22 protein-coding genes, 1 tRNA gene, 1 other RNA gene and 1 CRISPR repeat array are annotated in these 24,319 nt (G+C 35.9%); of the genes, 4 read left to right on the top strand and 20 right to left on the bottom strand.

From position 1 onward, the window contains the following. Positions 1–13 precede the first annotated feature (13 nt). Positions 14–310: a YfcZ/YiiS family protein gene (locus tag J3U59_RS02835; protein ID WP_267333325.1), complete on the bottom strand. Its 297-nt coding sequence runs from the start codon at positions 308–310 to the stop codon at positions 14–16. Between the two features lie 247 nt (positions 311–557). Here J3U59_RS02835 and J3U59_RS02830 point away from each other — a divergent pair, with 247 nt between their 5' ends. Continuing rightward, complete coding sequence (locus tag J3U59_RS02830; RefSeq protein ID WP_267333324.1) at positions 558–1,952, top strand: MFS transporter; 1,395 nt, start codon at positions 558–560, stop codon at positions 1,950–1,952. A 39-nt stretch (positions 1,953–1,991) separates the two neighbouring features. Here J3U59_RS02830 and J3U59_RS02825 read toward each other — a convergent pair whose 3' ends face one another. The 14 genes from J3U59_RS02825 to J3U59_RS02765 all read right to left on the bottom strand — a co-directional run bounded on the left by J3U59_RS02825 (position 1,992) and on the right by J3U59_RS02765 (position 17,559). Further along, on the bottom strand, positions 1,992–3,761 hold the full coding sequence (locus J3U59_RS02825) for a DEAD/DEAH family ATP-dependent RNA helicase (RefSeq protein WP_267333323.1): 1,770 nt from the start codon (positions 3,759–3,761) through the stop codon (positions 1,992–1,994). Positions 3,762–4,105: 344 nt separating this feature from the next. Beyond that, positions 4,106–4,963: a lipoprotein NlpI gene (gene nlpI, locus J3U59_RS02820; protein WP_267333322.1), complete on the bottom strand. Its 858-nt coding sequence runs from the start codon at positions 4,961–4,963 to the stop codon at positions 4,106–4,108. 23 nt (positions 4,964–4,986) lie between these two features. Next, positions 4,987–7,101 carry a polyribonucleotide nucleotidyltransferase gene (pnp, locus tag J3U59_RS02815; RefSeq protein WP_416379567.1) on the bottom strand — a complete coding sequence of 705 codons (2,115 nt, stop codon included), beginning with the start codon at positions 7,099–7,101 and terminating at the stop codon, positions 4,987–4,989. A 275-nt stretch (positions 7,102–7,376) separates the two neighbouring features. Further along, on the bottom strand, positions 7,377–7,646 hold the full coding sequence (rpsO, locus tag J3U59_RS02810) for a 30S ribosomal protein S15 (protein WP_065634359.1): 270 nt from the start codon (positions 7,644–7,646) through the stop codon (positions 7,377–7,379). 149 nt (positions 7,647–7,795) lie between these two features. Beyond that, positions 7,796–8,719 carry a LysR family transcriptional regulator gene (locus J3U59_RS02805; RefSeq protein WP_267333321.1) on the bottom strand — a complete coding sequence of 308 codons (924 nt, stop codon included), beginning with the start codon at positions 8,717–8,719 and terminating at the stop codon, positions 7,796–7,798. Positions 8,720–9,045: 326 nt separating this feature from the next. Next, positions 9,046–9,783 (bottom strand): MBL fold metallo-hydrolase, encoded by a 738-nt coding sequence (locus tag J3U59_RS02800; RefSeq protein WP_267333320.1) that lies wholly within the window; start codon positions 9,781–9,783, stop codon positions 9,046–9,048. A gap of 607 nt (positions 9,784–10,390) precedes the next feature. Beyond that, positions 10,391–10,718: direct repeats of the CRISPR family, unit length 28 nt; unit sequence TTTCTAAACTACCTACACGGTATTGAGC. A gap of 614 nt (positions 10,719–11,332) precedes the next feature. Then, entirely contained in the window at positions 11,333–12,085 is a 753-nt protein-coding gene (locus J3U59_RS02795; RefSeq protein WP_267333319.1) for a TSUP family transporter, read from the bottom strand. Further along, on the bottom strand, positions 12,082–13,155 hold the full coding sequence (gene aroC, locus J3U59_RS02790) for a chorismate synthase (RefSeq protein WP_267333318.1): 1,074 nt from the start codon (positions 13,153–13,155) through the stop codon (positions 12,082–12,084). The genes J3U59_RS02795 and aroC overlap by 4 nt, the downstream gene beginning before the upstream one ends. A gap of 29 nt (positions 13,156–13,184) precedes the next feature. Next, positions 13,185–14,078, bottom strand: a complete 894-nt coding sequence (prmB, locus tag J3U59_RS02785) for a 50S ribosomal protein L3 N(5)-glutamine methyltransferase (RefSeq protein WP_267333317.1) — start codon at positions 14,076–14,078, stop codon at positions 13,185–13,187. A 154-nt stretch (positions 14,079–14,232) separates the two neighbouring features. Continuing rightward, positions 14,233–14,320 (bottom strand) — tRNA-Ser (locus tag J3U59_RS02780). Positions 14,321–14,390: 70 nt separating this feature from the next. Next, positions 14,391–14,480, bottom strand: coding sequence for a YnhF family membrane protein (locus J3U59_RS12020; protein WP_416379566.1), 90 nt, complete (start codon positions 14,478–14,480; stop codon positions 14,391–14,393). Between the two features lie 34 nt (positions 14,481–14,514). Then, positions 14,515–16,587, bottom strand: a complete 2,073-nt coding sequence (prc, locus tag J3U59_RS02775; protein WP_267333316.1) for a carboxy terminal-processing peptidase — start codon at positions 16,585–16,587, stop codon at positions 14,515–14,517. A gap of 9 nt (positions 16,588–16,596) precedes the next feature. Then, a complete protein-coding gene (proQ, locus tag J3U59_RS02770; protein WP_267333315.1) occupies positions 16,597–17,133 on the bottom strand; it encodes an RNA chaperone ProQ in 537 nt (178 codons plus the stop codon). 69 nt (positions 17,134–17,202) lie between these two features. Continuing rightward, positions 17,203–17,559, bottom strand: a complete 357-nt coding sequence (locus J3U59_RS02765) for a DNA-binding protein (protein ID WP_065634351.1) — start codon at positions 17,557–17,559, stop codon at positions 17,203–17,205. Between the two features lie 177 nt (positions 17,560–17,736). Here J3U59_RS02765 and J3U59_RS02760 point away from each other — a divergent pair, with 177 nt between their 5' ends. The 3 genes from J3U59_RS02760 (at position 17,737) to rnpB (ending at position 19,172) form a co-directional block, all read left to right on the top strand. After that, the gene (locus J3U59_RS02760; protein ID WP_065634350.1) at positions 17,737–18,000 is read left to right on the top strand and encodes a helix-turn-helix domain-containing protein; all 264 of its coding nucleotides are present in this window, start codon (positions 17,737–17,739) and stop codon (positions 17,998–18,000) included. Between the two features lie 215 nt (positions 18,001–18,215). Continuing rightward, positions 18,216–18,578, top strand: coding sequence for an outer membrane protein assembly factor BamE domain-containing protein (bamE, locus tag J3U59_RS02755; RefSeq protein ID WP_267333314.1), 363 nt, complete (start codon positions 18,216–18,218; stop codon positions 18,576–18,578). 206 nt (positions 18,579–18,784) lie between these two features. Continuing rightward, an RNA gene (rnpB, locus tag J3U59_RS02750) (RNase P RNA component class A) lies at positions 18,785–19,172 on the top strand. Positions 19,173–19,174: 2 nt separating this feature from the next. On the opposite strand, the gene J3U59_RS02745 is transcribed toward rnpB, so the two are convergent. From J3U59_RS02745 to mreC, 5 genes are all read right to left on the bottom strand, one after another. Next, the gene (locus J3U59_RS02745; RefSeq protein ID WP_267333313.1) at positions 19,175–19,861 is read right to left on the bottom strand and encodes a DedA family protein; all 687 of its coding nucleotides are present in this window, start codon (positions 19,859–19,861) and stop codon (positions 19,175–19,177) included. 31 nt (positions 19,862–19,892) lie between these two features. Further along, positions 19,893–21,347, bottom strand: coding sequence for a metalloprotease TldD (gene tldD / locus J3U59_RS02740; protein ID WP_267333312.1), 1,455 nt, complete (start codon positions 21,345–21,347; stop codon positions 19,893–19,895). A gap of 148 nt (positions 21,348–21,495) precedes the next feature. After that, entirely contained in the window at positions 21,496–22,971 is a 1,476-nt protein-coding gene (gene rng / locus J3U59_RS02735) for a ribonuclease G (protein WP_267333311.1), read from the bottom strand. Between the two features lie 14 nt (positions 22,972–22,985). Further along, complete coding sequence (gene mreD / locus J3U59_RS02730) at positions 22,986–23,471, bottom strand: rod shape-determining protein MreD (protein ID WP_065634345.1); 486 nt, start codon at positions 23,469–23,471, stop codon at positions 22,986–22,988. After that, a complete protein-coding gene (gene mreC, locus J3U59_RS02725) occupies positions 23,458–24,300 on the bottom strand; it encodes a rod shape-determining protein MreC (RefSeq protein ID WP_267333310.1) in 843 nt (280 codons plus the stop codon). Before mreC ends, mreD begins: the two co-directional genes overlap by 14 nt. Between the last annotated feature and the right edge of the window lie 19 nt (positions 24,301–24,319).

Genomic DNA, 24,319 nt, shown 5'->3' with positions numbered 1-24,319 from the left:
TCATTAATGACAATTAACGTAATTTTAATTGAAAAATTAAGCACTCAGCGCCACAACAAAAAGTAAACTTAGCAGTTAATTTAAAACCATCTGCAACTTTGTCGATACTGCTATTAATTTCACAGGGTTCAGTTGCAGCATCTTTTGCAGCTTGTGTTAATGATACTAATTTAGCTTGAGCTTCTGATTCTGACGCAAAAACGTGTTCGTATTCTGCTGTGCAATCCTCATTATCGATAATTGTTCCAACATCAACACAACAACATGCTGGTGTTTCATTTGCTTTACATTTATTTAGTGAATCTGTCATCCTGTACCTCTATTAATCATTTAGTTTTGACATAGTATACTCTCAATCAAACTTAAGGGCAAAGTTCTAACATTTTTTTAACAACCTAATAACTGACATAAAAAAACGTTTTTTATCAATCAAAAATAGAAGTTTTTTAAAAATAACCTTTGTAAGTCACGGTTATTTCTCAAAAATAATTATTGTCTTAGCGTTTTCTTTTTGTAGTATATAATATTTGCAGTATTTATTTGTATTGGTGTTTTTTATGCAACAACGTAGTAACGTCCAGAAAATGGCAATTTTAGTCGCCGCAACATTTTTTATGGAAAATTTAGACGCGACAGTTATTACTACCGCTATTCCTAATATCGCAAAATCATTTTCAGTTAATCCTCAAGATATCTCAGTTGGAATTAGTGCCTATATGTTAGCCCTTACCATAGGTTTACCTGCAAGTGGTTGGCTGGCTAATCGTTTTACTGCACATCGAATTTTTTCAATCTCGATTGTTTTGTTTATGTTAGCATCTTTACTCTGTGCACTCTCAACTAATCTAACCATGTTTACGCTGGCAAGATTATGCCAAGGATTGGCAGGATCGTTAATGGTCCCTGTTGGCCGCACGGTGGTACTTAGCCGGACTGAAAAACAAAATTTAGTCAATACTATATCAATACTGGTCTGGCCAGGATTAATCGCTCCGGTCATGGGACCTGTGATTGGTGGATTTTTCGCGCAATATCTAACATGGCATTGGATTTTCGTTTTAAATATTCCACTTGGATTTATTGCCCTTTTTTATGCATTCAAACTTCTACCAAAAGAACTACCGCAAATACGCGCATTTGATGGCATTGGTTTTATTTTGTGTGGATCAGGTTTATTGCTCTTTGTTTATGGACTTGAAATGATTTCACATTCACAAAAGAGTATAGGAATAAGCCTTTCAATCGTTTTACTTGGCTGCATAATGTTAACAATGGCACGTTATCACTTAACTCACAGCACACATCCACTGATTAGCTTACAGGCGTTTTCTAAACGTACATTTAGAACCATGTTTTTTGGGGGATCCTTAATCCGAATCGCCTTAAGCAGTGCCCCATTTCTTTTACCTTTGATGTTTCAAGTTGGATTTGGATACTCACCATTAACAGCAGGCGCTTTATTGCTGGTGCTATTTGTTGGTAATATTCTTTTTAAATTGATCAATACACCGTTAATTGAACGATTCGGTTTTCGAAATATACTGATTATTAACGGAATAGTGTTATCAGCGAGTTTTATTTTATGTGCATTTTTTACAGAACAAACCTCGATTATTACTATGATTATCGTTCTTTTTCTATCAGGAGGAGCACGATCAATCCAATTTACTACCTTAAATACGCTAGGTTTTTCTGAAATCGAAAAAAGTGAAGTTCAAAGTGCCAATATTTTATCTACTTTAGCACAGCAACTTAATAATGTTCTTGGCATTGTACTAGGGGCATTATTCTTATTTATTGCATCTTGCTACCATAATCATAATAAAACAATGTTAAGTGTTGAAGACTTTCAATTTGCTTTATTGATGGTTGCAGGGCTGACAATCATTGCTATGATTGATTTTATTACACTACCTAAAAATGCTGGTGATAATGTGCGAGGAATAAAATAACGAAGAAAAGCCTCTGCCTTAAGGCAGAGGTTAAATTAATTAAAATTTTGGTGCTGACGAGCGACCTCGTTTTTTCGAAAATCCTTTATCATTCGACTCAGATTTACTACTTCTACGTCCACCACGTCTATTATCAGATGAAGCATTACTCACTAAGCTCATTTTCATCGGTTGATTAAGCACTCTTACCTTTTCGAAGTGTTTAAGAATGTCTTGAGGCATACCTTTAGGTAATTCAACAGTTGAATAAGTTTCGTAAAGTTTGATATTACCAATATAACGACTACTTATATCAGCTTCATTAGCAATGGCACCAACAATATGTCGAACTTCAACACCATTCTCTTTACCAATCTCGATTCGATACATATCCATATCGCCAACATCACGACGTTCTCGACGTTTTGGTGTTTCACGATTATCACCACGCAAACGGCGCTCACCACTGCGATTATCACGATCGCGACTATCACGAGATGGTTTCATCACTGGATCTGGTGGTAATATTAACGGGCGCTCGCCCTGAGCCATTTTTAAAATCGCAGTAGCGATCGTTTCTAAATCTGTATCACAGCTTGCTTGAATTTGTGATAAGAGTGCTTGATATTGATTAAGATCAGCACTTTCTAACTGTTTTTGTACTTGCTCAGTAAATTTTGCTAAACGACGTTTTTCAATCAATTCTTTTGAAGGTAATGCGACTTCTGGTATTGATTTTTTAATCGTTTGTTCAATGTTTTTAAGCAAACGGCGCTCACGGCTATCGACAAATAAAATCGCGCGTCCAGCTCGACCTGCGCGACCGGTTCGCCCTATTCGATGAACATAAGATTCAGAATCAAGTGTAATATCATAGTTGATGACTAAGCTAATACGTTCAACATCTAAACCACGTGCTGCAACATCGGTTGCAATTAAAATATCTAATCGACCATTACGTAAACGATCAAGAGTTTGCTCTCGTAATTGCTGCGTCATGTCACCATTTAATGCTGCGCAGCTATAACCATGTTTTTCAAGAACGTCGGCAACATCTAACGTGGCGCTTTTGGTTCTAACAAAGATAATCGCAGCATCAAAATCTTCAGCTTCTAAAAAACGAATAATTGCTTCGTTTTTACGCATACCTCTGACTAACCAATAACTCTGATCAATATCAGGTGCGGTTTGATTGGTTCCTTTAATTTGCACTTCTTTAGGGTTTTGCATAAACCGTTTAGTAATGCGACGAATAGGTGCTGGCATTGTTGCTGAAAATAGTGCTGTTTGATGATTTTCAGGAATCGTTGCCATGATACTTTCAACATCATCAATAAAGCCCATTCTTAACATTTCGTCAGCTTCATCAAGAACTAAACCTTTAAGATTAGACAGATCTAATGTTTTACGGTTTAAGTGATCCAGTAATCGCCCCGGTGTTCCGACTACAATTTGCGGACCTTGTTTTAAAGCGCGTAATTGTACATCGTAACGTTGTCCACCATATAATGCTAAAACTTTTATGCCTTTCATATATTTTGCATATTCAGCACATGCATCGGCAACTTGAATAGCTAACTCTCGTGTTGGTGCTAAAACCAACAGTTGTGGTGCTTTTAAATTAGCATCTATATTCATTAAAAATGGGATAGAAAAAGCAGCAGTTTTACCACTGCCAGTTTGTGCCATTCCTAATACATCGTTACCTGCTAACAATAAAGGAATACATTCAGCTTGAATCGGTGATGGTTTGCTAAAACCAAGATCATTTAATGCATTAAGGATATCCTCGGATAAACCAAGGTCAATAAAAGAAACTTCTTTTGTCATGTAAACTCGCTTATAAATTTTATTATATCTAAACAGGTTATTTGCACTGTTAATAATATTAAGCACAACTTAATATCGGCAATGTGCCATGGCTAATTTAATAAAACCAAGAATAGATAAATTTATGCCAGCTCACTAAATTGAAAATTTACAACTCACCCCAATAACTAACTGCCAATATTAATACTATCGATAATTACTCAGCAAAATTTAACGATGATTAGCGTTTTATCATAAAATAGATAAAGCAAAATAATCAAATCATTAAAATTCAGGAGTATATTATTGGCAAATCAGAACTACGCTATAACAATATTTTCACTTTTAAACTGGCATGACCCTTGTTACTTTTCTTTTTCTTCAAGTAACTTCATTTCGTAGAGTGCCTGTTGATGTTCAACAAAGTTATAAATATTATTAGCTAAAGCATATTTAAATAACATTTTGGCACGCTCATTATCACCTTTACTTTGATAATATTTACCTAAGTAAAAGTAGGCTTCACATAGGCGCTCAGCTAATTGCCGATTACTTTCTACACCTTGTTGAAGATTTTGCATCAATTTAGATTCATTAATTTTACCTAAATAAAATGCAACAATATCGCTACTATAAATCGTTTTATCATTAAGCAGATCATAACGTTTTTGTAGCTCATGCTGTGCAACTTTATTATCGATTTCTTTTTCGATCAGATAAAGCCACAAAATTCGAATGGGTTCATTCACATCATATTGATAAAATTGCAACGCATCACGATCTGCTGATTGATAATGCCCAGTACGGTACAACGTAATTGCACGATTTAAGTAGGCATACGCATAAGCAGGATCAAGCTCTAAGGTAGTATTAAACGATGCTAAAGCCGAATCGAAGTCACCATCGCGAAGTGCATAATTACCTAAAAAATTATACAAATCTGGAATTTCAGGATTAAAGCTTAGCAAATGTGTAAAATCACTGTATGCAAAAGCTTTAAAACCTAATGAATCGTAGACAATACCTCGCTCAAAAATGAGCTGCATACGTGTAATGGTATCAATATCATTTTGTGATAACTGCTGACTGAGCTGAGCAATTTTCAATTCATCCTCGTAAGAAACTTGCTCAGGAACAGCCAGTACAGGTAAAGAGTTAGAACAACCTGATAAAAGAATAACAGCTAGCAAAAAGCAGATAATTCTCAGGTTGAATAGTCTCATTTTAACTCCTAGTGAATGACATTTTATTCAGTAATTGGTGCGACATCAGCAGCAGGCTCAACAGCATCTTTCATGCTTAAACGAATTCTACCCTGCCGATCTATTTCTAATACTTTAACATTCACTTCTTGTCCAACTTTCAAGTAATCAGAAACTTTCTCAACGCGATGATCAGCAATTTGAGAAACATGCACAAGACCTTCTTTACCACCAATGATTGATACAAAAGCACCAAAATCAACAATTCGTGTCACTTTACCGGTATAAATTTTACCCAACTCAACATCAGCAACTAAATTATTGATACGATTCATTGCATCTTTAGCTTTATTACCATCAGATGCCGCAATTTTTACTGTACCATCATCAGTGATTTCAATCGTAGTACCCGTTTCTTCCGTTAAGGCTCGAATCGTTGCCCCACCTTTACCAATAATATCGCGAATTTTATCTGGATTGACATTCATGGTATAAATGCGAGGCGCAAATTCAGAGATCTCTTGACGAGGTTTATTAATTGCTTGCTCCATCACACCTAAGATATGTAAACGTGCACCTTTAGCTTGATTAAGGGCAATTTGCATAATTTCTTTAGTAATACCCTCAATTTTGATATCCATTTGCAGCGCACTTACACCTTCACGTGTACCGGCTACTTTAAAATCCATATCGCCAAGGTGATCTTCATCACCCAAAATATCAGATAGAACAACAAAATTATCGCCTTCTTTCACAAGTCCCATCGCAATACCAGCAACAGAAGATTTAATTGGCACACCAGCATCCATTAATGCAAGTGAAGCACCGCACACAGAAGCCATTGAAGATGAACCATTAGATTCAGTAATTTCAGACACTACGCGCACAGTATATGGAAACTCTTCTTTGCTTGGCATTACAGCTGCAACACCACGCTTAGCTAAGCGCCCATGACCAATTTCACGACGTTTTGGTGAACCGACCATACCTGTTTCACCAACTGAATATGGTGGAAAGTTGTAATGAAGTAAGAAACGCTCTGTATATTCACCTGTTAACTCATCAATAATTTGTGCATCGCGCTCTGTTCCTAGTGTTGCAGTAACCAGTGCTTGCGTTTCACCACGCGTAAACAATGCACTACCATGCGTTCTTGGTAACACATTAGTACGAATATCTAGCGCACGGATCATATCTTTTTCACGACCATCAATACGCGGTTCACCAGCAATAACGCGTTGGCGAACAATTTGACTTTCTAATTCAACAATAATGTTAATAACTTGATTTTCATCGAGTTCTTCATCTTGTGCTTTTAACGTTGCTAACACATCGTCTTTAATAAGATCAATTTGTGCATAACGTGCTTGCTTTTCAGTAATTCGATAAGCTTCACCTAAACGATCTTTGGCCAATTCGGCAACAGCATTATATAAAGCTTCGTTCTTAGCTGGCGCAACCCAATCCCATTTTTCACAATTTGCTTTAGCAACAAATTCATTAATATTATCAATGACAACTTGTTGTTGATCATGGCCAAATACCACAGCTGCTAGCATCTGATCTTCTGAAAGCAGATCCGCCTCAGACTCAACCATTAATACTGCACTTTTTGTCCCAGCTACTACTAAGTCTAAACGGCTATGTGCCAGTTCTTTAACTGATGGATTAAGAACAAACTCATCATTAATAAAACCAACTCGAGCGGCGCCAATAGGACCATGAAACGGTACGCCAGATAAACAAAGGGCAGCTGAAGCACCAATCATCGCAACTAAATCAGGACTCACGTCAGGATTCACAGAAACAACTGTTGCGATAATTTGAATTTCGTTAACAAATCCTTCTGGAAAAAGTGGACGAAGTGGTCGGTCAATTAAACGAGCAATTAACGTTTCGCCTTCGCTAGGACGACCTTCACGTTTAAAAAAGCCTCCAGGAATACGACCGGCTGCATAACTACGTTCTTGATAATTTACGGTTAAAGGAAAAAAGTCTTGACCTTCTTTCACTTTTTTATCAGCAACAACGGTGACAAAAACAGCCGTATCATCCATATTAACCATTACCGCAGCTGTTGCTTGGCGAGCCATTATACCCGTTTCTAAAGTTACGGTATGACGACCATATTGAAATTTTTGATGTGTCGGATTAAACAAAACAATTTCCTCTTGTATTTTGTGTGTTGAAGTTTGAATTTGAACAAAAAGTAACATAACACGAATTAGGCTACTCACTTCAACAGTGTGGGGATATCAAACAAAAGATTATTTCACTGTCACGACTAATGACAAATCTATAAACTATAGAGCTCTCATTAGTCGCGCGAAACATGAGATACAATCTTTTATTTTTCCGAGCTCGATATTATATCAGAGTCCTAATTTTTCACAACGAAAAAGAGGCCTAAGCCTCTTTCCAAGTAGATAAGTTATTAGCGACGTAAGCCTAATTTTTGAATTAGTTGGTTGTAACGTTCGATATCTTTACGACGTAAATAATCTAATAATTTACGACGGCTAGAAACCATACGTAATAAACCACGACGGCTATGGTGATCTTTTTTATGCGCTGAAAAATGACCTTGTAAGTCATTAATACGTGCAGTTAAAAGAGCAACTTGAACTTCAGTTGAACCTGTGTCATTAGTACCACGACCATATTCGGCAACAATTTTCGCTTTCGCTTCTACAGTTAGAGACATAATAAACCTCTTAAAATTAATATTAATGATGGAATGTCCGATCTCTAATTCAGACATACCTCGATATTCATATAAACATTATATGAATTGTGCGCAATTATACTCAAATTTATTAAAATAGCAATTTGAATTATGGTCATTATTGCCTGCTACTTAAGCTTAAAACCATATTCTTCTTGTATCAGTTTTTTTAGTGCTTCTATATAGTTTTGTGCCGACATACTCAATTGCACTTTTTGAGAGGTAATCCAACCGATTAATATTTTTTCATTAACACTCAGTGGAATTGATAAAATATCAGAACCATTCAAATCGGTACTTAAAACCCCAGTGCTAATTGTGTAACCATTTAATCCATGTAATAAATTAAATAACGTTGCCCTATCACTCACATGAATGCTTTTTTTATGATAGACCGTACTTAAAATCTCTTCAGAAAAATAAAACGAATTATATTCACCTTGCTCAAATGATAAATACGGATAATCTTCCAGATCATGTAAGGTTAACGATTTCATCGCAGCTAAAGGATGATGGGTACTAATAAACACATGTGGATCGGCTTCAAACAAAGGATTAAATGTTAAACGATGCTCTTTAAGTAACCGCAATATGACTTTTTGATTAAAATCAGTTAAATAGAGTATACCCACTTCACTACGTAAATTAGCCACATCGGTAATAATGTCGTAGGTTCGCGTTTCACGTAAGGTAAATTCATATTCGTCAGTATGATTCTTCTTGATTAAATTAACAAAGGCATTCACAGCAAACGCATAGTGCTGGGTCGAAATGCTACATAGTTGCTTTGAGGGCGCCTTTTTAGCATAGTGCTGTTCTAATAACTCAGCTTGATCCAATACTTGTTTGGCATACCCCAAAAACTCTACTCCATCGGTTGATAAAGATACTCCCTTTGAAGTGCGTACAAAAATTTCAATGCCAAATTCGGCCTCTAACTCTTTAACCGCTGTCGACAAGCTGGGTTGGGTAATATATAAATTTTTAGCCGCTTCATTGATGGAGCCTGATCGAGCTATTTCTAAAATATAGCGTAATTGTTGTAATTTCATAACGTGAATTGATAAAGTTTTTTCAGCAAATCATTTGCCTTGATATAATTAAGAATATAACAGATATTAATGATTATAAGATAGACAAACTTAAAAAAAGTTAAATCAGATAATAATTAGTCCATTTTTATCTAAAACATTTTTTAAACATTATCCAACTAATGAAAAACACGCAATAAATTACCTATCATTAATTTTTCATCCACATAATGCACATAGCAGACTTTTGCAACTCATCATTCACTTTTTAATTAAAAAAGTATTAGCTAACACCGCGTATTTTATATTAAGAATATCGGTATCAATAGTAAACATTATGCTTGTGTTTATGGATTTTCGATTAAATCATTGTCTAAATTCAGTCTATCTTGCCAGTTACCTTTATAACTGCCGCCATGATAACAAATCATCTCATCAATATCATAATTCATCAGATTTTTTATAGAACTTTGGGCTTGAGCCAAATCATAAGCAAACTCTGGAAAAGGTATAACTAATTTATCATTAACCAAAACGAGTGCATCACCCGCTATCAGGGTTTTATTTTCCTTGATATATAACGATATGTGACCTTGGGTATGCCCAGGCGTAAAAATAACCTCTACCCCTTCACCAATAGGTAAAACTTGATGGTTGAGCAAAATATCATCTACCTTAACACCTTCTATATTTTCTAAAATTTTATGAAAAATCAGTGCTTGTTGCTTATCATTATCCGACAAGAAAGGATATCTTTTTTCTGCTTGCTCTAAACGCAATGGTTTTTTATGCTTTTCTATATAGGCTTTTTCTATACTTGATGACAATATTTGAATATGAGGAAATCTTTTCTTAAATTCTGCTAACGAACCAATATGATCGAAATCATGATGCGTAATGATAATATGAGATAACTTATTTAAATCAAGATCACTCTTTTTTGCTGCTGCTTCAAATAACTCAAACTGACAAGGATACCCCGCATCAATTAAGATCATATGACTATCATCTTGTATAATGACAGGATTAATTATCTGCTCAATACCGTTATATTCAAATTTTATAGCAAGTACAATTATTTTCATTTTATGCTCACCTTATTCGATACTTATATCCGTAAGTTAATTAGCCTGTATTGGTATTATTGAACCACGCTATGTATCACTATCCCTTACTGACAATATAACATATGGTTAATCAATTAACTGTTGATTTTTATCATTAATATACCTTCTACATTTTAGCAATACTTAACAAACAGACAAAAATTTTACCTTCATTGTTAATAAAGCTTAATCTTTCTTGTTTTTATAAATTGTAAAAATAAGCTGTGGTAAAGGTATTCAATAATCAGTCTAAACAGATTTTTTGAGCAGAAATTTTGCTATATGGAGTTTAACAAGATTGAGTTGTCTGAATACAAAAAAAGACTATATGCCTCGAATGTTAAAGGCCTATGTATTAATTGTGTGTTGCTTAAAGCACATCAAAATATCTATTTATGTGTGGTTATTAGCTGAAACAAGCTTGGTGATAGTTGATATAAAGTTGGAATAAAGGCACATAATGACAATTTCATAGTTAACTCATTTATCTTAATGAAATACGTTAAGGCATTTTTATAGCTTTAACTAAAGACTTCCTGAGGATAGGCTATTAAAATGTAAAAATCTACCTCGCCAAATTTTTGCTTTCTTTAACTACCTACACGGTATTGAGCAAAATGGGTAAAACCACATTTGAAATTAACATTTTCTAAACTACCTACACGGTATTGAGCCTATGCAAATTGAAACTAAACCTGTCTTTGGCTTTCTAAACTACCTACACGGTATTGAGCGGACCCCGCTCTCAACCTATATTTATTCCATTTTTCTAAACTACCTACACGGTATTGAGCTTATTATAGATAGTGCGCCGACTCTCGGTGTCTTTCTAAACTACCTACACGGTATTGAGCATGTTGATTCACTGGATGTTTCAGATCGCAACTTTCTAAACTACCTACACGGTATTGAGCTAGAACAACGCATACTATAATCGCCTTTGGCATAAAGGTAAATATTGTTTTATTACTTAAAAACCCTTTTTTTTAACTGTTTTGTAATACTTTGATTTTATTGATCTTTAAATTCAGCGAAAAAAAAGGGTAAAAACGATGGTGTAATTATTGATAATGTTTCAATGATATTGACTTGAAACAGTCTGTTTGAAATCTAATGCGATCAAATTATAATTGATAATTACTCTGCTCGATAATTTATTTAATAATGTTAAAAATACCTCAATTACTTTTTATTTAAAACAGTAACAACAATCGTTGATAAACGAACCTATACTTTAAATCGTAACGTTAAGGAAGTGTGTCAAATATTCTTGTTAGCTTTGGGGCGATAACCATGGCAGCATATTATTACCATTACATTGAAACAGTGCATTAAGTATATTTAGATCGTTTACTGCAAAAGTATTGAAAATGTAAAAATCGTTCTATTAGTTTAGCTTAAATATATCTATGTTATTACGATTAAAAATTCTGAATCTTTTGTGTCCCACGTTTTATTAGCTAAATATATTAAAACAAAATTTATCATCAATGACGGTTAGCTAACAATCAAAATCAAAATCTAATCATCAGAAGAAGTTCTCATAAATCAACTTAATACTCATAACTGTAGAAACAATAATCAACATTGGTCTTATTAATTTTCTTCCTTTCGCAATGACCATTTTAGCGCCTAATCTTGCGCCGATGAATTGTCCGACTAACATGACTAAACCTATCGACCAGACCACTTGTCCGCCCATAATAAAAAATAACAATCCCGCTAAGTTTGAGGTAAAGTTTAGGACTTTGGTATGAGCAGTTGCTTTTGTCAGATTAAATCCGGCAAGGGTAATATAGGCTAGAGCATAGAAAGAACCGGCACCGGGTCCAAAAAAGCCGTCATAAAAACCAATTGCTAACGCCGGAATAAGGGCAAATTGTAGGGTGGTCAGGCGGCTTTTGCGGTCTTGTTCTCCGATTGTTGGTGAGAGTAGGAAATATAACCCTACACTGATCGTTAATATCGGTAATAATAGTCTTAGAAAATCTGCTTGTATATGCATCACCGAAACAGTACCAACTGCGGAGCCGATAAAGGCGAAGATAATTGCGATTTTTTGTTCTCTAAGACTAACCATGCGCTCACGGATAAAGTAGAGACTAGCCGAGAATGATCCACCACAACTTTGTAACTTATTAGTCGCTAAGGCACTAGCCGGCGGTAAACCGACTGCCAATAGTGCCGGCACGGTAAGTAACCCTCCTCCACCGGCAATTGAGTCGATAAATCCCGCTAAAACTGCTATGGCAAATAGCAGAATAAGAAGTTCGTAATTCATCGCGGATTCACATCACTGCATTGAGCACGATAACGAAGGTAGTGATCCATTAAAACAATAGCAACCATTGCTTCAGCGATGGGAACTGCTCTTATACCCACGCATGGATCATGCCGACCATGCGTCGATACTTCAACGGCTTCACCTTGTACATTAATCGATCGACCTGCAATTTCAATGCTTGGGGTAGGTTTTAAGGCAATGTTGGCTAAAATGGTTTGTCCTGAGCTGATACCGCCTAAGATGCCACCAGCGTGGTTGGATAAAAAACCTTCTGGACTAATCTCGTCGCGATTTTCGCTACCACGTTTAGTAATAACAGCAAAGCCATCACCTATTTCGACCCCTTTAACTGCATTGATACTCATTAATGCATGAGCCAATTCAGCATCTAACTTATCAAAAACCGGCTCGCCAAGCCCAACAGGTACATTTTCAGCGACAACAGTGACTTTAGCACCAATTGAGTCGCCGTCTTTTTTTAATTTTCTTAATAATTCATCAAGTTGCTCAAGTTTACTTTCATCAGCACAAAAAAAGGAATTTTGTTCAACTTGTTGCCAATCTCTTAATTGACATTCAATATCACCCATTTGAGCTAAATAACCACGAATAGTAATGCCGAGTTTTTCGTTTAAATATTTTTTAGCTATAGCACCTGCCGCAACACGCATTGCTGTTTCGCGCGCCGATGATCGACCGCCACCTCGGTAATCACGTATGCCATATTTTTTTTGGTAGGTGTAGTCAGCATGACTAGGGCGAAAGATATCTTTAATTTTGCTATAATCTTGTGAACGTTGATCGGTATTTTCAATCATCAAACCGATACTGGTGCCGGTTGTGACACCATCAAAAACACCTGATAATATTTTAACTTGATCTGCTTCGCGGCGCTGCGTAGTATAACGAGAAGAACCAGGACGGCGTCGATCGAGATCGTGCTGCATATCGGATTCAGTTAAAGCAAGTCCCGGTGGTACACCATCTACAACACATCCTAATGCTATGCCATGTGATTCGCCAAAAGTGGTGACTTTAAATAACTTACCGATCGAGTTTCCAGACATAAATTTTATTTCCAATGATTAATAACACATTATTTAAAATAGTGGTGAAATTCTATTAAGGTTTGACACGATATTGAAAATACACCAAGTCCACCATGTTCAAACGTTATCCAATTGAATGGAATATCAGGATATTGTTCTTGCAAACTGATCCAACTATTTCCTACTTCACATATTAAAACACCATTTGGTGTTAGATAATTGACGGAATCACGTAAAATTCTTTTCACAAGATCTAAGCCATCAACGCCCGCTTCTAATGCCAATTTAGGTTCATATAAAAACTCATCAGGGAGATCACGCATGTCTTCGTCATCAACATAAGGAGGATTTGAGACAATAACATCATATTTTTTAACCGGCAGATTATCGAATAAATCCGATAATATCGGCGTTACTTGAAATTGCATTTCATGTAATTCAATATTCGTTTGCGCAACATCTAACGCCTCTAATGATATGTCAGAAATATCAACTTGCGCATCAGGAAATGCATATGCACAGGCAATACCAATACAACCGCTACCTGTACACATATCTAATATTGAATTAGGCTCAGTTGTTAACAAGTTGGAAAAGTGATTATCAATTAATTCACCAATTGGTGAGCGCGGTATTAACACCCGTTCATCAACATAAAATTGGTGACCACAAAACCAAGCTTGATTGGTTAAATAAGGCGTTGGAACCCGATCTTCAATGCGTTTTTGAATCAGATCCAGTAACTGTTGTTTTTCAGACTCAGTAAGACTGCTGGCATAAAATTCTGGCGGAATAAATAATGATAAACCTAATGTTGTTAAAATAAGCTGCTTGGCTTCATCAATCGGGTTATCAGTTCCATGACCTAAATAGATATCAGACTGGCTAAATTGGGAGGTTGTCCAGCGTATAAAGTCCTGAACAGTGCGTAAGTTTTCCATAATGGCTCCAAATATTCTAGGAGGAGGAAGGTTCTACTCGTCACTACCGGTCTTGTTAACGTGAATGCATATTGTCAAAGTAACATTGAAAGTCACTCCTGACAGTTAAAACCTGACGGCTTTTATCCTTCAATGACTAAATAATAAAAATTTATGGCGGTGAGGAAGGGATTCGAACCCTTGATACGTTGCCGTATACACACTTTCCAGGCGTGCTCCTTCAACCACTCGGACACCTCACCAAAATTTCTCAACCCGCTAATTAAAGCAGGTTGCATACTATAATGATCACAAGCTAATTAATCAAGCTTTTTAATTCATTACAACAATAGTACCAAATGCGGCTAAAACAACTAGTATAGCGACAACAGTTACTAAAGCAAATTTCAAATTTGTACACATGTTTATTATCTCCAATTATTTGTTGAACCCAGCTTTATTTAATTGATTGATCTAATGAAATAAATCCACTTACGGGTTGACTAACATCAATTTTTGGATAGTTAGGCGCTAAATCTAATAGAATTTCAATCGCTTCATTTAAATAAGCATCGGGTATTTTATAGTCCTTAGGTAAATCGTCTAATTTAGCGATGGCTGGTTTTCCTTCACGAGCCAAGCGTTCATTCATTCTTTTTAGATCACGATCATCATAAGTTTTTCGCTCTGCTTCACGCGATTTTTTGTTCAACGAAACAATATACTGACGATCCTTCTTGTTATTAAAATCACTGATATCTTGTTCAAGATAGATAAATTCAGGATTTTTAGCTATTCGCGTTAAATGCTTAGCCGTTAAATCAGGTAGAAGCGGTTTAACATTAGCAACAGTCAAATATTCAGACGAAGGAATTTTATCCCATGGCATAGCATTATCTAAGAACCGCTCTCCCGTTTCGTCCATATATTTAGTTTTACTCATTTCAATGTCAGGCTCAACCCCTTTCAGTTGGGTACTGCCACCGTTTATACGGTAAAATTTTTGTACAGTATATTGCACACCGCCAAGTTCAGGCCAATTGGGATGTAATCTTGAATCAGAAGGATAGGCAATATTACGAGAAGTTTGTACCGTGCCTTTACCATAAGTTGTTTCACCAACAATAACAGCGCGTCCATAATCTTGCATGGCTGCGGCGAAAATTTCAGAAGCCGAAGCGCTATATCGATTGACCATTACAACAATAGGGCCTGCATAGTCGGCACCTTTATTTTTATCGTCGTAAACGACAACTTTTTGTAAATTATCGCGAACTTGTACTACTGGTCCATTGTCAATAAATAATCCCGTTAGGGTAATAACTTCAGCTAAAGAACCACCGCCATTATCACGTAAATCAATAACTAACCCTTGCAATTGTTCATTTTTTGCTTGCAATAATAGATCGTGGACTTTATCTGTTAAACCCATATAAAAACTTGGAATCTCAATAACACCCACTTTCCCACGTTCATTATTGATAATTTTTAATTTGGCTTCACGATCTTCAAAATGAATCTTATCTCGCGTTAGTTCAATAATTTTAGATTTACTATTATTACCTGCTGGTAAAATTTCTAATCTAACTACTGTACCTTTTGGACCACGAATTTTATCGACAATATCGTCTAAACGCCAACCGATAACATCTTCAATAGCTGAGTTTTTTTGACCAACACCGATAATTTTATCGCCAACAGCTAGCAACTTACTTTTTTCAGCCGGCCCACCAGTGACAAAAGACATGATGACAGTATAATCATCTTGTTGGCTGAGCGTTGCGCCAATACCTTCAAACGATAAACTCATTTCAGAATCAAAATCACGTTTTGAACGCGGTGCTAAATAACTGGTATGCGGATCAATTTCACGTGCAAAAGCATTCATAAACACTTTGAATGCATCTTCATTATTGGATTGTAAAATGGTTTTTATAACACGATTATATCGTTTGGTTAGTGCTTCACGAATTTGTGCTTCATTTTTACCAGATAAAGACAAACTGAGCTCGTCATATTTAACACGTTTATCCCAATAGGCATCGAGTTCTTTTTCAGAAGTTGGCCAAGCAATATCTTCACGTTTAAAATCAATTTCGTCATTATTGGTGAAGTCCATTGGGCGCTTCAAAACCTCAAGAGCATACTTATAACGATCATAACGCTTTTGTAAGGCGAGATTATAAATATCGTATGCAGTTTTCAAATTACCATCTAATAATTCTTGTCCAAGCGAATCTTGCCTATTTCGAAAACTATCCACATCACTTTGAATAAATATTGCTTTGCTACCATCAAGCATTTTGAAATAACGATCAAAAATTTTAGCCGAAAAAGCACCATCTAAAGCAAAATTACGATAATGTGCTTGAGTAAAATAGTTAGTAACTCTTCTCGCCACAACTTGGTGTATATCATCTTGTTTAAGAACAGGTATTTGCTCGTTATTAACTTGCTTAGCCTGCGTACTTTGGCTAACAATACATAAAACAAGGCTTAATTTGATAACAACTTTGAGTAATTTATTCATGCAAATTCTCTATTTGGTAATAATATGCTCAGGTTTAACAGTTAATTCCATGCCAGAGCCGACATTCACCTTAATATGTTCTTTTTCAATATTAATGATTTGAACTCTTAATGGTTTATTGCCTAATAATACTTTAACAAAGTCACCCACTTTTAAAGCCTTCGGTTTTTTGACTGGTGGGCGAGAATTTTTACGTTTTTCTTTCGCTCTTTCTTTGGCTTTTTGTTTACTTTCTTTTAACTGTTGTTGGGCGTATTGTTCTTGTTCTTCATTAATAATATCATCAGGATTTCCATCTAAATCAACTCGATTAGCACCCGCTTTAATACTATATAAATAACGCCAACTCATCGTATAAGCACGCAATGCAACACGAAGTTTAGTTTTACTCAGAACTTCACTTTCGCTCAAACGAGAAAGGATATCTTGAAATATCCCTATTTTGAGGGGTTTAGCTTCGCCTTCAAGCGTAAAACAATTAGGAAATTGTTCGACTAAATATGCAATAATCTCTTTACTATTTGTTAATTGAAACTGACTTTCCATTGGTAATTCCATTAGCAACTAAATTGAATTTTACTAGCGTTAAAGTATATCTCAGCTTAAACAATAACACTAATTATCTTTTTTCTGTTTATTAATAAAAGTAATAAAATCTTTAATACCATTACGCATTAACCAAGATGCAACGATAGATTTTTCATCATCCGATAATTGTTCAAATGCAATCATCCATAGTTGAAAAGGTTCGATAGGTGATACGACGTAGCTTGCACTTTCTTCTTCTGCATACAGTGCTTTTTTGACAACTAACGGTAAACTGGCAATATGATACTCTAGCGCTTTACCACGAACACCCGTTCTTTTTCGTGAAGTCCATTTTTCGGCTCTAGCTTTTCGATTGACGCCTTGTATCGTTGATGGCATCCCTGCAATGCTTGATAGCTCTTTTGACGAGAACCATTCTTTCATTTTCACTATCCTATTTTAGCACAATAAGAAAAAATTACAGAAATTAAAGAAACTTTGATACAATAAATTAAGAAACATAATTATTAATAACTAAAGTTCAATTGTAAACTTACTTGTTTTAGTAACATCAAAGCATAACATAGATGCACAAGGTTATAAACTAAGAGGAAATAAAAAATGAAAATAAAGTCTAGTGATTGGCACCCTGCAGACATTATTGCCGCCTTAAAAAAACAAGGAACGACCCTGGCAAATCTATCCCGACAATCGGGTTTGAGTTCATCAACATTGAGTAATGCGTTAGTTAGACCCTGGACTAAAGGCGAAGTTATTATAGCTCAAGCTCTCAATTTACAACCTCATGAGATCTGGCCTAGTCGTTATATCAATTCAAATACAAACCAACCAATAAAACGCGTCCTAAGACAAAATAAAGACTAAAAATAAAAATTATTGTACATTAATAACAAATACGCGGAAAATATGGAAACAGTAAAACACATATAGTTTCCATATTTACATAAAATCGACCAATTTCTTTGATTAATGATAATTTGATTTTTTCAAAATTAAAAAATGCGCTCATCTTGAACGTTGACGAGCATGTGTTATTATTGACACTTCAAAAATTATGTTAGTTGTCAGGTAACAATACCATGAAAAATATAAGTAAATTCATTATCGCACTATTTTCAATTATTATCCTTTCAAGCTGTAGTCAAAAGAATTTTGTCGAACAAGGTACTCCATTAAGTCAAGAAAAAGTCAGTCACATCGTCGAAGGTGCAACCACCGAATCACAGATAATTTCTTTATTTGGCGAACCCACTAGTAGAAAGGTCATTAATGCTAACGAGGCTCAGTGGACATATAAATATACTAAAAAAAGCTCTACCAGTCATATGATCATTGGCGAAACTCAATATAATATTGTTGAAGGCACACTTGATGTGCTAATTTCAAACGGTGTTGTAACTTGGTTTAATTATGACGAAAATGAAAGACAGAAAAAATGGTAATTGATTTATCTTAATACAAAAGCTAGCGCATCTTTTTGATGTGCTAGTAATTAAAATAGTTCACAGACTACCCCCTATTGATTAGCGCCTTGTTATTAGGCATATTTCATCATTATTGATTTTTAAATGCCTAAACATTACACATCTATTTGATCAAATCCAAGACAGAGCTGGACAAAATTATGCATTAGGCTATACTCATGGGCGAAATTAACCAGACAATCGCTGCTTTGTTGTAGTCCTTTTTTAAAGGAGACAAACAGAGGGGAGGAAAGTCCGGGCTCCATAGGGCAGAGTGCCAGGTAACGCCTGGGGGGTGTTGGCGAGAGCGAACATTCACGACTAGTGCAACAGAGAGTATACCGCCGATGGCTTAGCAATAAGATCAGGTAAGGGTGAAAGGGTGTGGTAAGAGCACACCGCGCAACTGGTAACAGTTGTGGCACGGTAAACTCCACTCGGAGCAAGGTCAAATAGGGATTCATTGGCGCGGCCCGCGTTGAATCCGGGTAGACTGCTTGAGCTAATGCGTGAGTATTAGCCTAGAGGAATGATTGTCCACGACAGAACCCGGCTTATCGGTTAATTTCAACTTTTTATTCTTTACTGTTTTGCTTTGCTTGTTTTTTATTATTTAACCAACGTTTTACTGCTAACCAAATCGAAAAGAGTAAACCTAGCACCAATAAAAATACCGGTATTAACATTAATAAAGACATGATCTGTTTTTCATAGGTTTTAAAAATTGGTGATAATCCAAATAGATAACCTAATGTGACAATCAAAAATATCCATAATGTTGCACTAACCCAATTGTAGATATGGAATTTACGGCTATGTAAACCCGATAAACCAGCCATCATGGGTAATAGTGTTCGAACAAAAGCAATAAATCGACCGATAAATAAAGCTTGTAAGCCATATTTATGGAATAGTACTTCTGATTTATGGTGATATTTTTCTGGCAAATGCGCCATCCAATTTTGCACAATTTTGGTATTTCCCAACCAACGTCCTTGTGCATAACCAAGCCATGTGCCAAAAGCGGCGCCGGCAATCAAAATTAAATTTATAAGACCAAAATGAAAAACATCAAGACTTATCAATACACCGGTTAAAAACAGTAAACTGTCACCGGGTAGAAATGCCGCGGGTAACACACCGTTTTCTAATAAAATGATGACAAACAGCATGCCATATAATATCCATAACACATTGGGATTTGAAAGTGTTGCAATATCCATATGAACAAATGCTTGATAAAGTGTAATGATTGTTTCCATCTATTTTTATATCTCACTTATTTAGTTATGACTAATTTATAGTACCACCAACCGTTAAATTATCCACTTTTAAAGTGGGTTGTCCAACACCGACAGGTACGCTTTGCCCGGCTTTACCGCAAACACCTACACCGGAATCGAGTGATAAATCATTCCCTACCATTGAAATTTGTTGCATAGTTTCAATGCCCGATCCTATTAATGTCGCGCCTTTAACTGGATGGGTAATTTTGCCTTTTTCAATGAGGTATGCTTCTGATGCAGAAAATACAAATTTGCCGGATGTAATATCAACCTGTCCGCCAGCAAAGTTAGGTGCGTATAGCCCATAATCTACACTACTAATGATTTCATCAAATGTTGAATTACCCGCTAGCATGTAAGTATTGGTCATTCTTGGCATAGGTAAGCAAGCATAATTTTCACGGCGACCATTACCGGTAGAATGGCATCCCATTAACTTAGCATTTAGCTTATCAAACATATAACCTTTCAAAACACCATTCTCAATTAAAACCGTTTTTTGAGTTGGTGTACCTTCATCATCAATCGAAAGTGAACCACGTCGATTTTCGATGGTACCATCATCAACAATCGTACAAAGTTCTGAAGTGACCTGCTCGCCTATCTTACCAGAAAACACGGAGCTATTTTTACGATTAAAGTCACCTTCTAAACCATGACCTACCGCTTCATGTAGCAACACACCAGGCCAACCGGCACCTAAAATAACAGGCATTGTGCCGGCTGGCGCAGCTTTTGCCGATAGCGATACTAACGCAAGTCTTACCGCTTCGCGAGTATAGCTATCGGCAATACTTTCACCGGTTTGAGGATTGGTGGTTAAAAAATATTCATAACCAAAACGCCCACCACCACCACTACTGCCATGCTCTCGTTTACCATCTTTTTCAACTATTACTGAAACAGATAAACGCACTAACGGCCGAACATCAGCGCACAACGATCCATCTGTTGCTGCAATTAAAATATCTTCATAACTACCAATTAAACTGGCCGAAACTTCAATGACTCTTGGATCGATTGAACGTGCTAATGCATCAATTTGCTTTAATAGTGCTATTTTTTGTTCTTGTGAAAAAGAGTTAATTGGATTAATAGCTGGGTAAATAGCAACAGCTTCTGTTTGTTTAAACGGCGTTACAACAATTGGGGTTTGTTGTTTAGTGATTGAATTAGCGGCTAAAGCACTTTGCTCTAAACGGTTTAAAGAGAGTTGATCTGTATAAGCAAATCCAGTTTTTTCACCTACGATTGCACGAACGCCTACGCCCTGATCACGATGAAAAGAAGCATTTTTAATAATTCGATCTTCAAGCGACCAACTTTCATAGTAACCAGACAAAAAATATAAATCACCAAAATCAATTTGTCTTGAACTTAATATATCAAGCAAATTCAAAAGGTCTTGGTGGCTTAGGTTATTGGGATTGAGTAACCGTTCACTCACTTGAGTAATTATCATAAATTCCTTTATCTGTACTTTATCACATTCGTTATTTAGCTAATTGTTTTTCATCTTTGTTTATAATGGGGTTATTATTACACATTTCAAATCGTTATAATAAAACACAAGCATGATGACCGGGAGTATTGTGATGAAATAGCAATTATCACATCAATACCACATCATACTGCTCTTGAATATAAAGCGGTTCAACTTTAACTTCCACTCGCTTACCGACAAATATTTCGACTTCGGCTAGAGCATGTGATTCATCTGTAGTTAAAGCATTCGCGACAGCCGATGATGCATAAACCAAAAAGTATTCAGAACGATGAGCTTTATAGACACGGACAATTTCACGTAAAATTTCATTACAAACTGTTTCAACGGACTTGACCATACCTCTGCCTTTACATGCTGGACACTCCTCGCATAAAATGTGACCGATGCTTTCACGCGTCCTTTTGCGTGTCATCTCAACCAAACCCAATGCCGAAAACGAATTAATTGTTGTTCTTGCCCTATCTTTCGATAAAAAATCTTGTAAAGATTGCAATACTCGCTCACGGTGCAAGTCTTCTTGCATATCAATAAAATCAATGATAATAATTCCGCCTAAATTACGTAAGCGTAACTGTCGAGCTATGGCAATAGTTGCTTCAATATTAGTATTAAAAATCGTTTCTTCTAAATTTCGATGACCAACAAAAGCACCTGTATTGATATCAATGGTTGTCATGGCTTCAGTTTGGTCAATAATTAAATAACCACCCGATTTTAATTTAACTTTGCGATCCAATGCCCGTTGAATTTCGTTTTCAGTATCATAAAGATCGAAAATCGGAATACTGCCACGGTAGTGCGATAATTTACTTGTTACTTCAGGCATAAATTCTTGAGTGAACTCAATAAGTAGATCATAGGTTTGCTTTGAATCGACCAATATTCGCTCTATCGGATCACCCACAAAATCACGCAATACCCGTTGTGATAGTTCAAGTTCACCATACACTAAATTTTTACTAATCGGGCGAGCCATTCGTTCTTGAATTTTTTTCCACAACCGTTTTAGAAAATTAGCATCTTGTTCAAGTTCATGTGCGTTAGCACCTTCAGCTGCTGTGCGAACAATAAAGCCACCTTCTGGCGTAACATATTGTTCTACAATATGTTTAAGTCTTTCTCGCTCTGTTTCACTTTCAATACGCTGTGAAGTGGCGACATGCGCTGAATTTTGCCCCGGCATTAATACCAAATAGCGCGAAGGTAAGGTAATATCAGTTGTGAGTCTTGCCCCTTTTGTACCTAAGGGATCTTTGACTACTTGTACCATTAAGTCTTGACCCTGGCGAACCAGTTCAGAAATATCCTTAACTTGAAATTGTTCTTGCTCAGAATAAGAAACGCATTCAGTATGCGGCATAATATCTGAAGCGTGTAAAAAAGCCGCTTTTTCTAAACCAATATCAACAAATGCAGCTTGCATACCTGGCAAAATTCGAATGACTTTACCTTTATATATATTACCGACAATACCACGACGTGATTCACGATCGACATGAATTTCTTGCAAAACACCATCTTCAATATAAGCTACACGAGTTTCTGACGGTGTCACATTCATTAATAATTCAACAGACATAAAGAGCGTTTCCTTTAATTAATTGCAAAGTTCCGTGCTATTCGTCGTAAGAGTAGATATATCCATATCCATAAAAAGCCATCCACACAACTTGATAATAAGATATAAGGTGACATCGAAATTATATGATAAATACTAACTTGAAATATAAACACTAATCCATTATAGCAAACAGAAACCGCAATTATTATAAAAGATTGTTGCCACAATGCTAAATTACGAAGTAACTGATATTTAAAAACAAGCAAATAAGCAATAAATGAATAAATAAACGCGTGTACACCTAAAAAAGTACCCGAACATAAATCTATCATTAGACCAAATAAAAAAGCGGTGCCAATACCGACTTGGTAAGGTTGTGCAATTAACCAATAGGCTAAAATTAACATAAACCAATGAGGTTTGAACATGTTGTAAGCTGGTGGCCATGGTATAATTTGTAAACATAATCCAATAAATAATGTTAGCCAAATAAATAATATGCCATTATGACCCCTCATGTTTTACTCCTTGATCTCCCCATAATAATAGTAGATAACGTAATCGTTTTAAATCCGCTGTCGGTGTTGCCGAAATAATTGGCGTTGAATCATTAATATCGAGTTTAACTGAACTCACCACAGCCACGGGATATCCCTCAGGAAAGCGACCATCAAGTCCTGAAGTGACAAGTACATCGCCAACTTTAATATCAACATTGTTAGGTAAAAAATCAAGCGTTAGATCATTGCTACAACCATTCCCTACCGCCACCATTGATATATCGTTTCTTAATACTTGTACCGGAATGGCATGTTGATAATCACACACTAAAATCGCTCGGCTAGTTGTCTGTGCGGTTTGATAAATTTGCCCAACAATCCCTTTTTCATCAACTACCGGTTGACCAACATAAACCCCATCATTTTGACCTTTATTTACAACGACTTGATAAACATACGGATCTGTGTCTGCTAATAAAACTTGTGCCGCCATTTTATGTTCATCATGTCTGAGCGGAGATCCCAGTAATTCTCTTAACCGATTATTTTCATGTCTGAGATGATCAAGTAATAATAAATCTGCTTTTTTTTCAAGCAACAAATTATTCAGTTTTGCATTTTCTGTTTCTAATGTTTCTCGTGTTTTTGACATTTCATAAAACCCATCAAGCGTGGCTTGGGGAGCATTTGAAATGTAATATAAAGGGGAAATAATCGTATCTAAATAATAACGAACTTCTTTAAAAGGACGATAATTTATATCTAATGCAATTAAAGCTAACGACATAGCCAAAGACATAAATAATTGTACACTAAGAGGCGAACGTTTAGAAAAAAGCAATTTCATTGTTCAGTACTTACCTGTA

Origin of the sequence: Gilliamella sp. B3783, assembly GCF_026536125.1 — a bacterium.
Taxonomy (GTDB): domain Bacteria; phylum Pseudomonadota; class Gammaproteobacteria; order Enterobacterales; family Orbaceae; genus Gilliamella.
The sequence above is the reverse complement of the archived record's forward strand: the minus strand, read 5'-3'. Positions and strand labels throughout refer to the sequence as shown.

Excerpts from the sequence above, each read along its gene's own strand:
- J3U59_RS02835 (WP_267333325.1), bottom strand. The coding sequence starts at position 310 with ATGACAGATTCACTAAATAAATGTAAAGCAAATGAAACACCAGCATGT.
- J3U59_RS02830 (WP_267333324.1), top strand. The coding sequence starts at position 558 with ATGCAACAACGTAGTAACGTCCAGAAAATGGCAATTTTAGTCGCCGCA.
- J3U59_RS02825 (WP_267333323.1), bottom strand. The coding sequence starts at position 3,761 with ATGACAAAAGAAGTTTCTTTTATTGACCTTGGTTTATCCGAGGATATC.
- nlpI (WP_267333322.1), bottom strand. The coding sequence starts at position 4,963 with ATGAGACTATTCAACCTGAGAATTATCTGCTTTTTGCTAGCTGTTATT.
- rpsO (WP_065634359.1), bottom strand. The coding sequence starts at position 7,646 with ATGTCTCTAACTGTAGAAGCGAAAGCGAAAATTGTTGCCGAATATGGT.
- J3U59_RS02805 (WP_267333321.1), bottom strand. The coding sequence starts at position 8,719 with ATGAAATTACAACAATTACGCTATATTTTAGAAATAGCTCGATCAGGC.
- J3U59_RS02800 (WP_267333320.1), bottom strand. The coding sequence starts at position 9,783 with ATGAAAATAATTGTACTTGCTATAAAATTTGAATATAACGGTATTGAG.
- J3U59_RS02795 (WP_267333319.1), bottom strand. The coding sequence starts at position 12,085 with ATGAATTACGAACTTCTTATTCTGCTATTTGCCATAGCAGTTTTAGCG.
- aroC (WP_267333318.1), bottom strand. The coding sequence starts at position 13,155 with ATGTCTGGAAACTCGATCGGTAAGTTATTTAAAGTCACCACTTTTGGC.
- prmB (WP_267333317.1), bottom strand. The coding sequence starts at position 14,078 with ATGGAAAACTTACGCACTGTTCAGGACTTTATACGCTGGACAACCTCC.
- J3U59_RS12020 (WP_416379566.1), bottom strand. The coding sequence starts at position 14,480 with ATGTGTACAAATTTGAAATTTGCTTTAGTAACTGTTGTCGCTATACTA.
- prc (WP_267333316.1), bottom strand. The coding sequence starts at position 16,587 with ATGAATAAATTACTCAAAGTTGTTATCAAATTAAGCCTTGTTTTATGT.
- proQ (WP_267333315.1), bottom strand. The coding sequence starts at position 17,133 with ATGGAAAGTCAGTTTCAATTAACAAATAGTAAAGAGATTATTGCATAT.
- J3U59_RS02765 (WP_065634351.1), bottom strand. The coding sequence starts at position 17,559 with ATGAAAGAATGGTTCTCGTCAAAAGAGCTATCAAGCATTGCAGGGATG.
- J3U59_RS02760 (WP_065634350.1), top strand. The coding sequence starts at position 17,737 with ATGAAAATAAAGTCTAGTGATTGGCACCCTGCAGACATTATTGCCGCC.
- bamE (WP_267333314.1), top strand. The coding sequence starts at position 18,216 with ATGAAAAATATAAGTAAATTCATTATCGCACTATTTTCAATTATTATC.
- J3U59_RS02745 (WP_267333313.1), bottom strand. The coding sequence starts at position 19,861 with ATGGAAACAATCATTACACTTTATCAAGCATTTGTTCATATGGATATT.
- tldD (WP_267333312.1), bottom strand. The coding sequence starts at position 21,347 with ATGATAATTACTCAAGTGAGTGAACGGTTACTCAATCCCAATAACCTA.
- rng (WP_267333311.1), bottom strand. The coding sequence starts at position 22,971 with ATGTCTGTTGAATTATTAATGAATGTGACACCGTCAGAAACTCGTGTA.
- mreD (WP_065634345.1), bottom strand. The coding sequence starts at position 23,471 with ATGAGGGGTCATAATGGCATATTATTTATTTGGCTAACATTATTTATT.
- mreC (WP_267333310.1), bottom strand. The coding sequence starts at position 24,300 with ATGAAATTGCTTTTTTCTAAACGTTCGCCTCTTAGTGTACAATTATTT.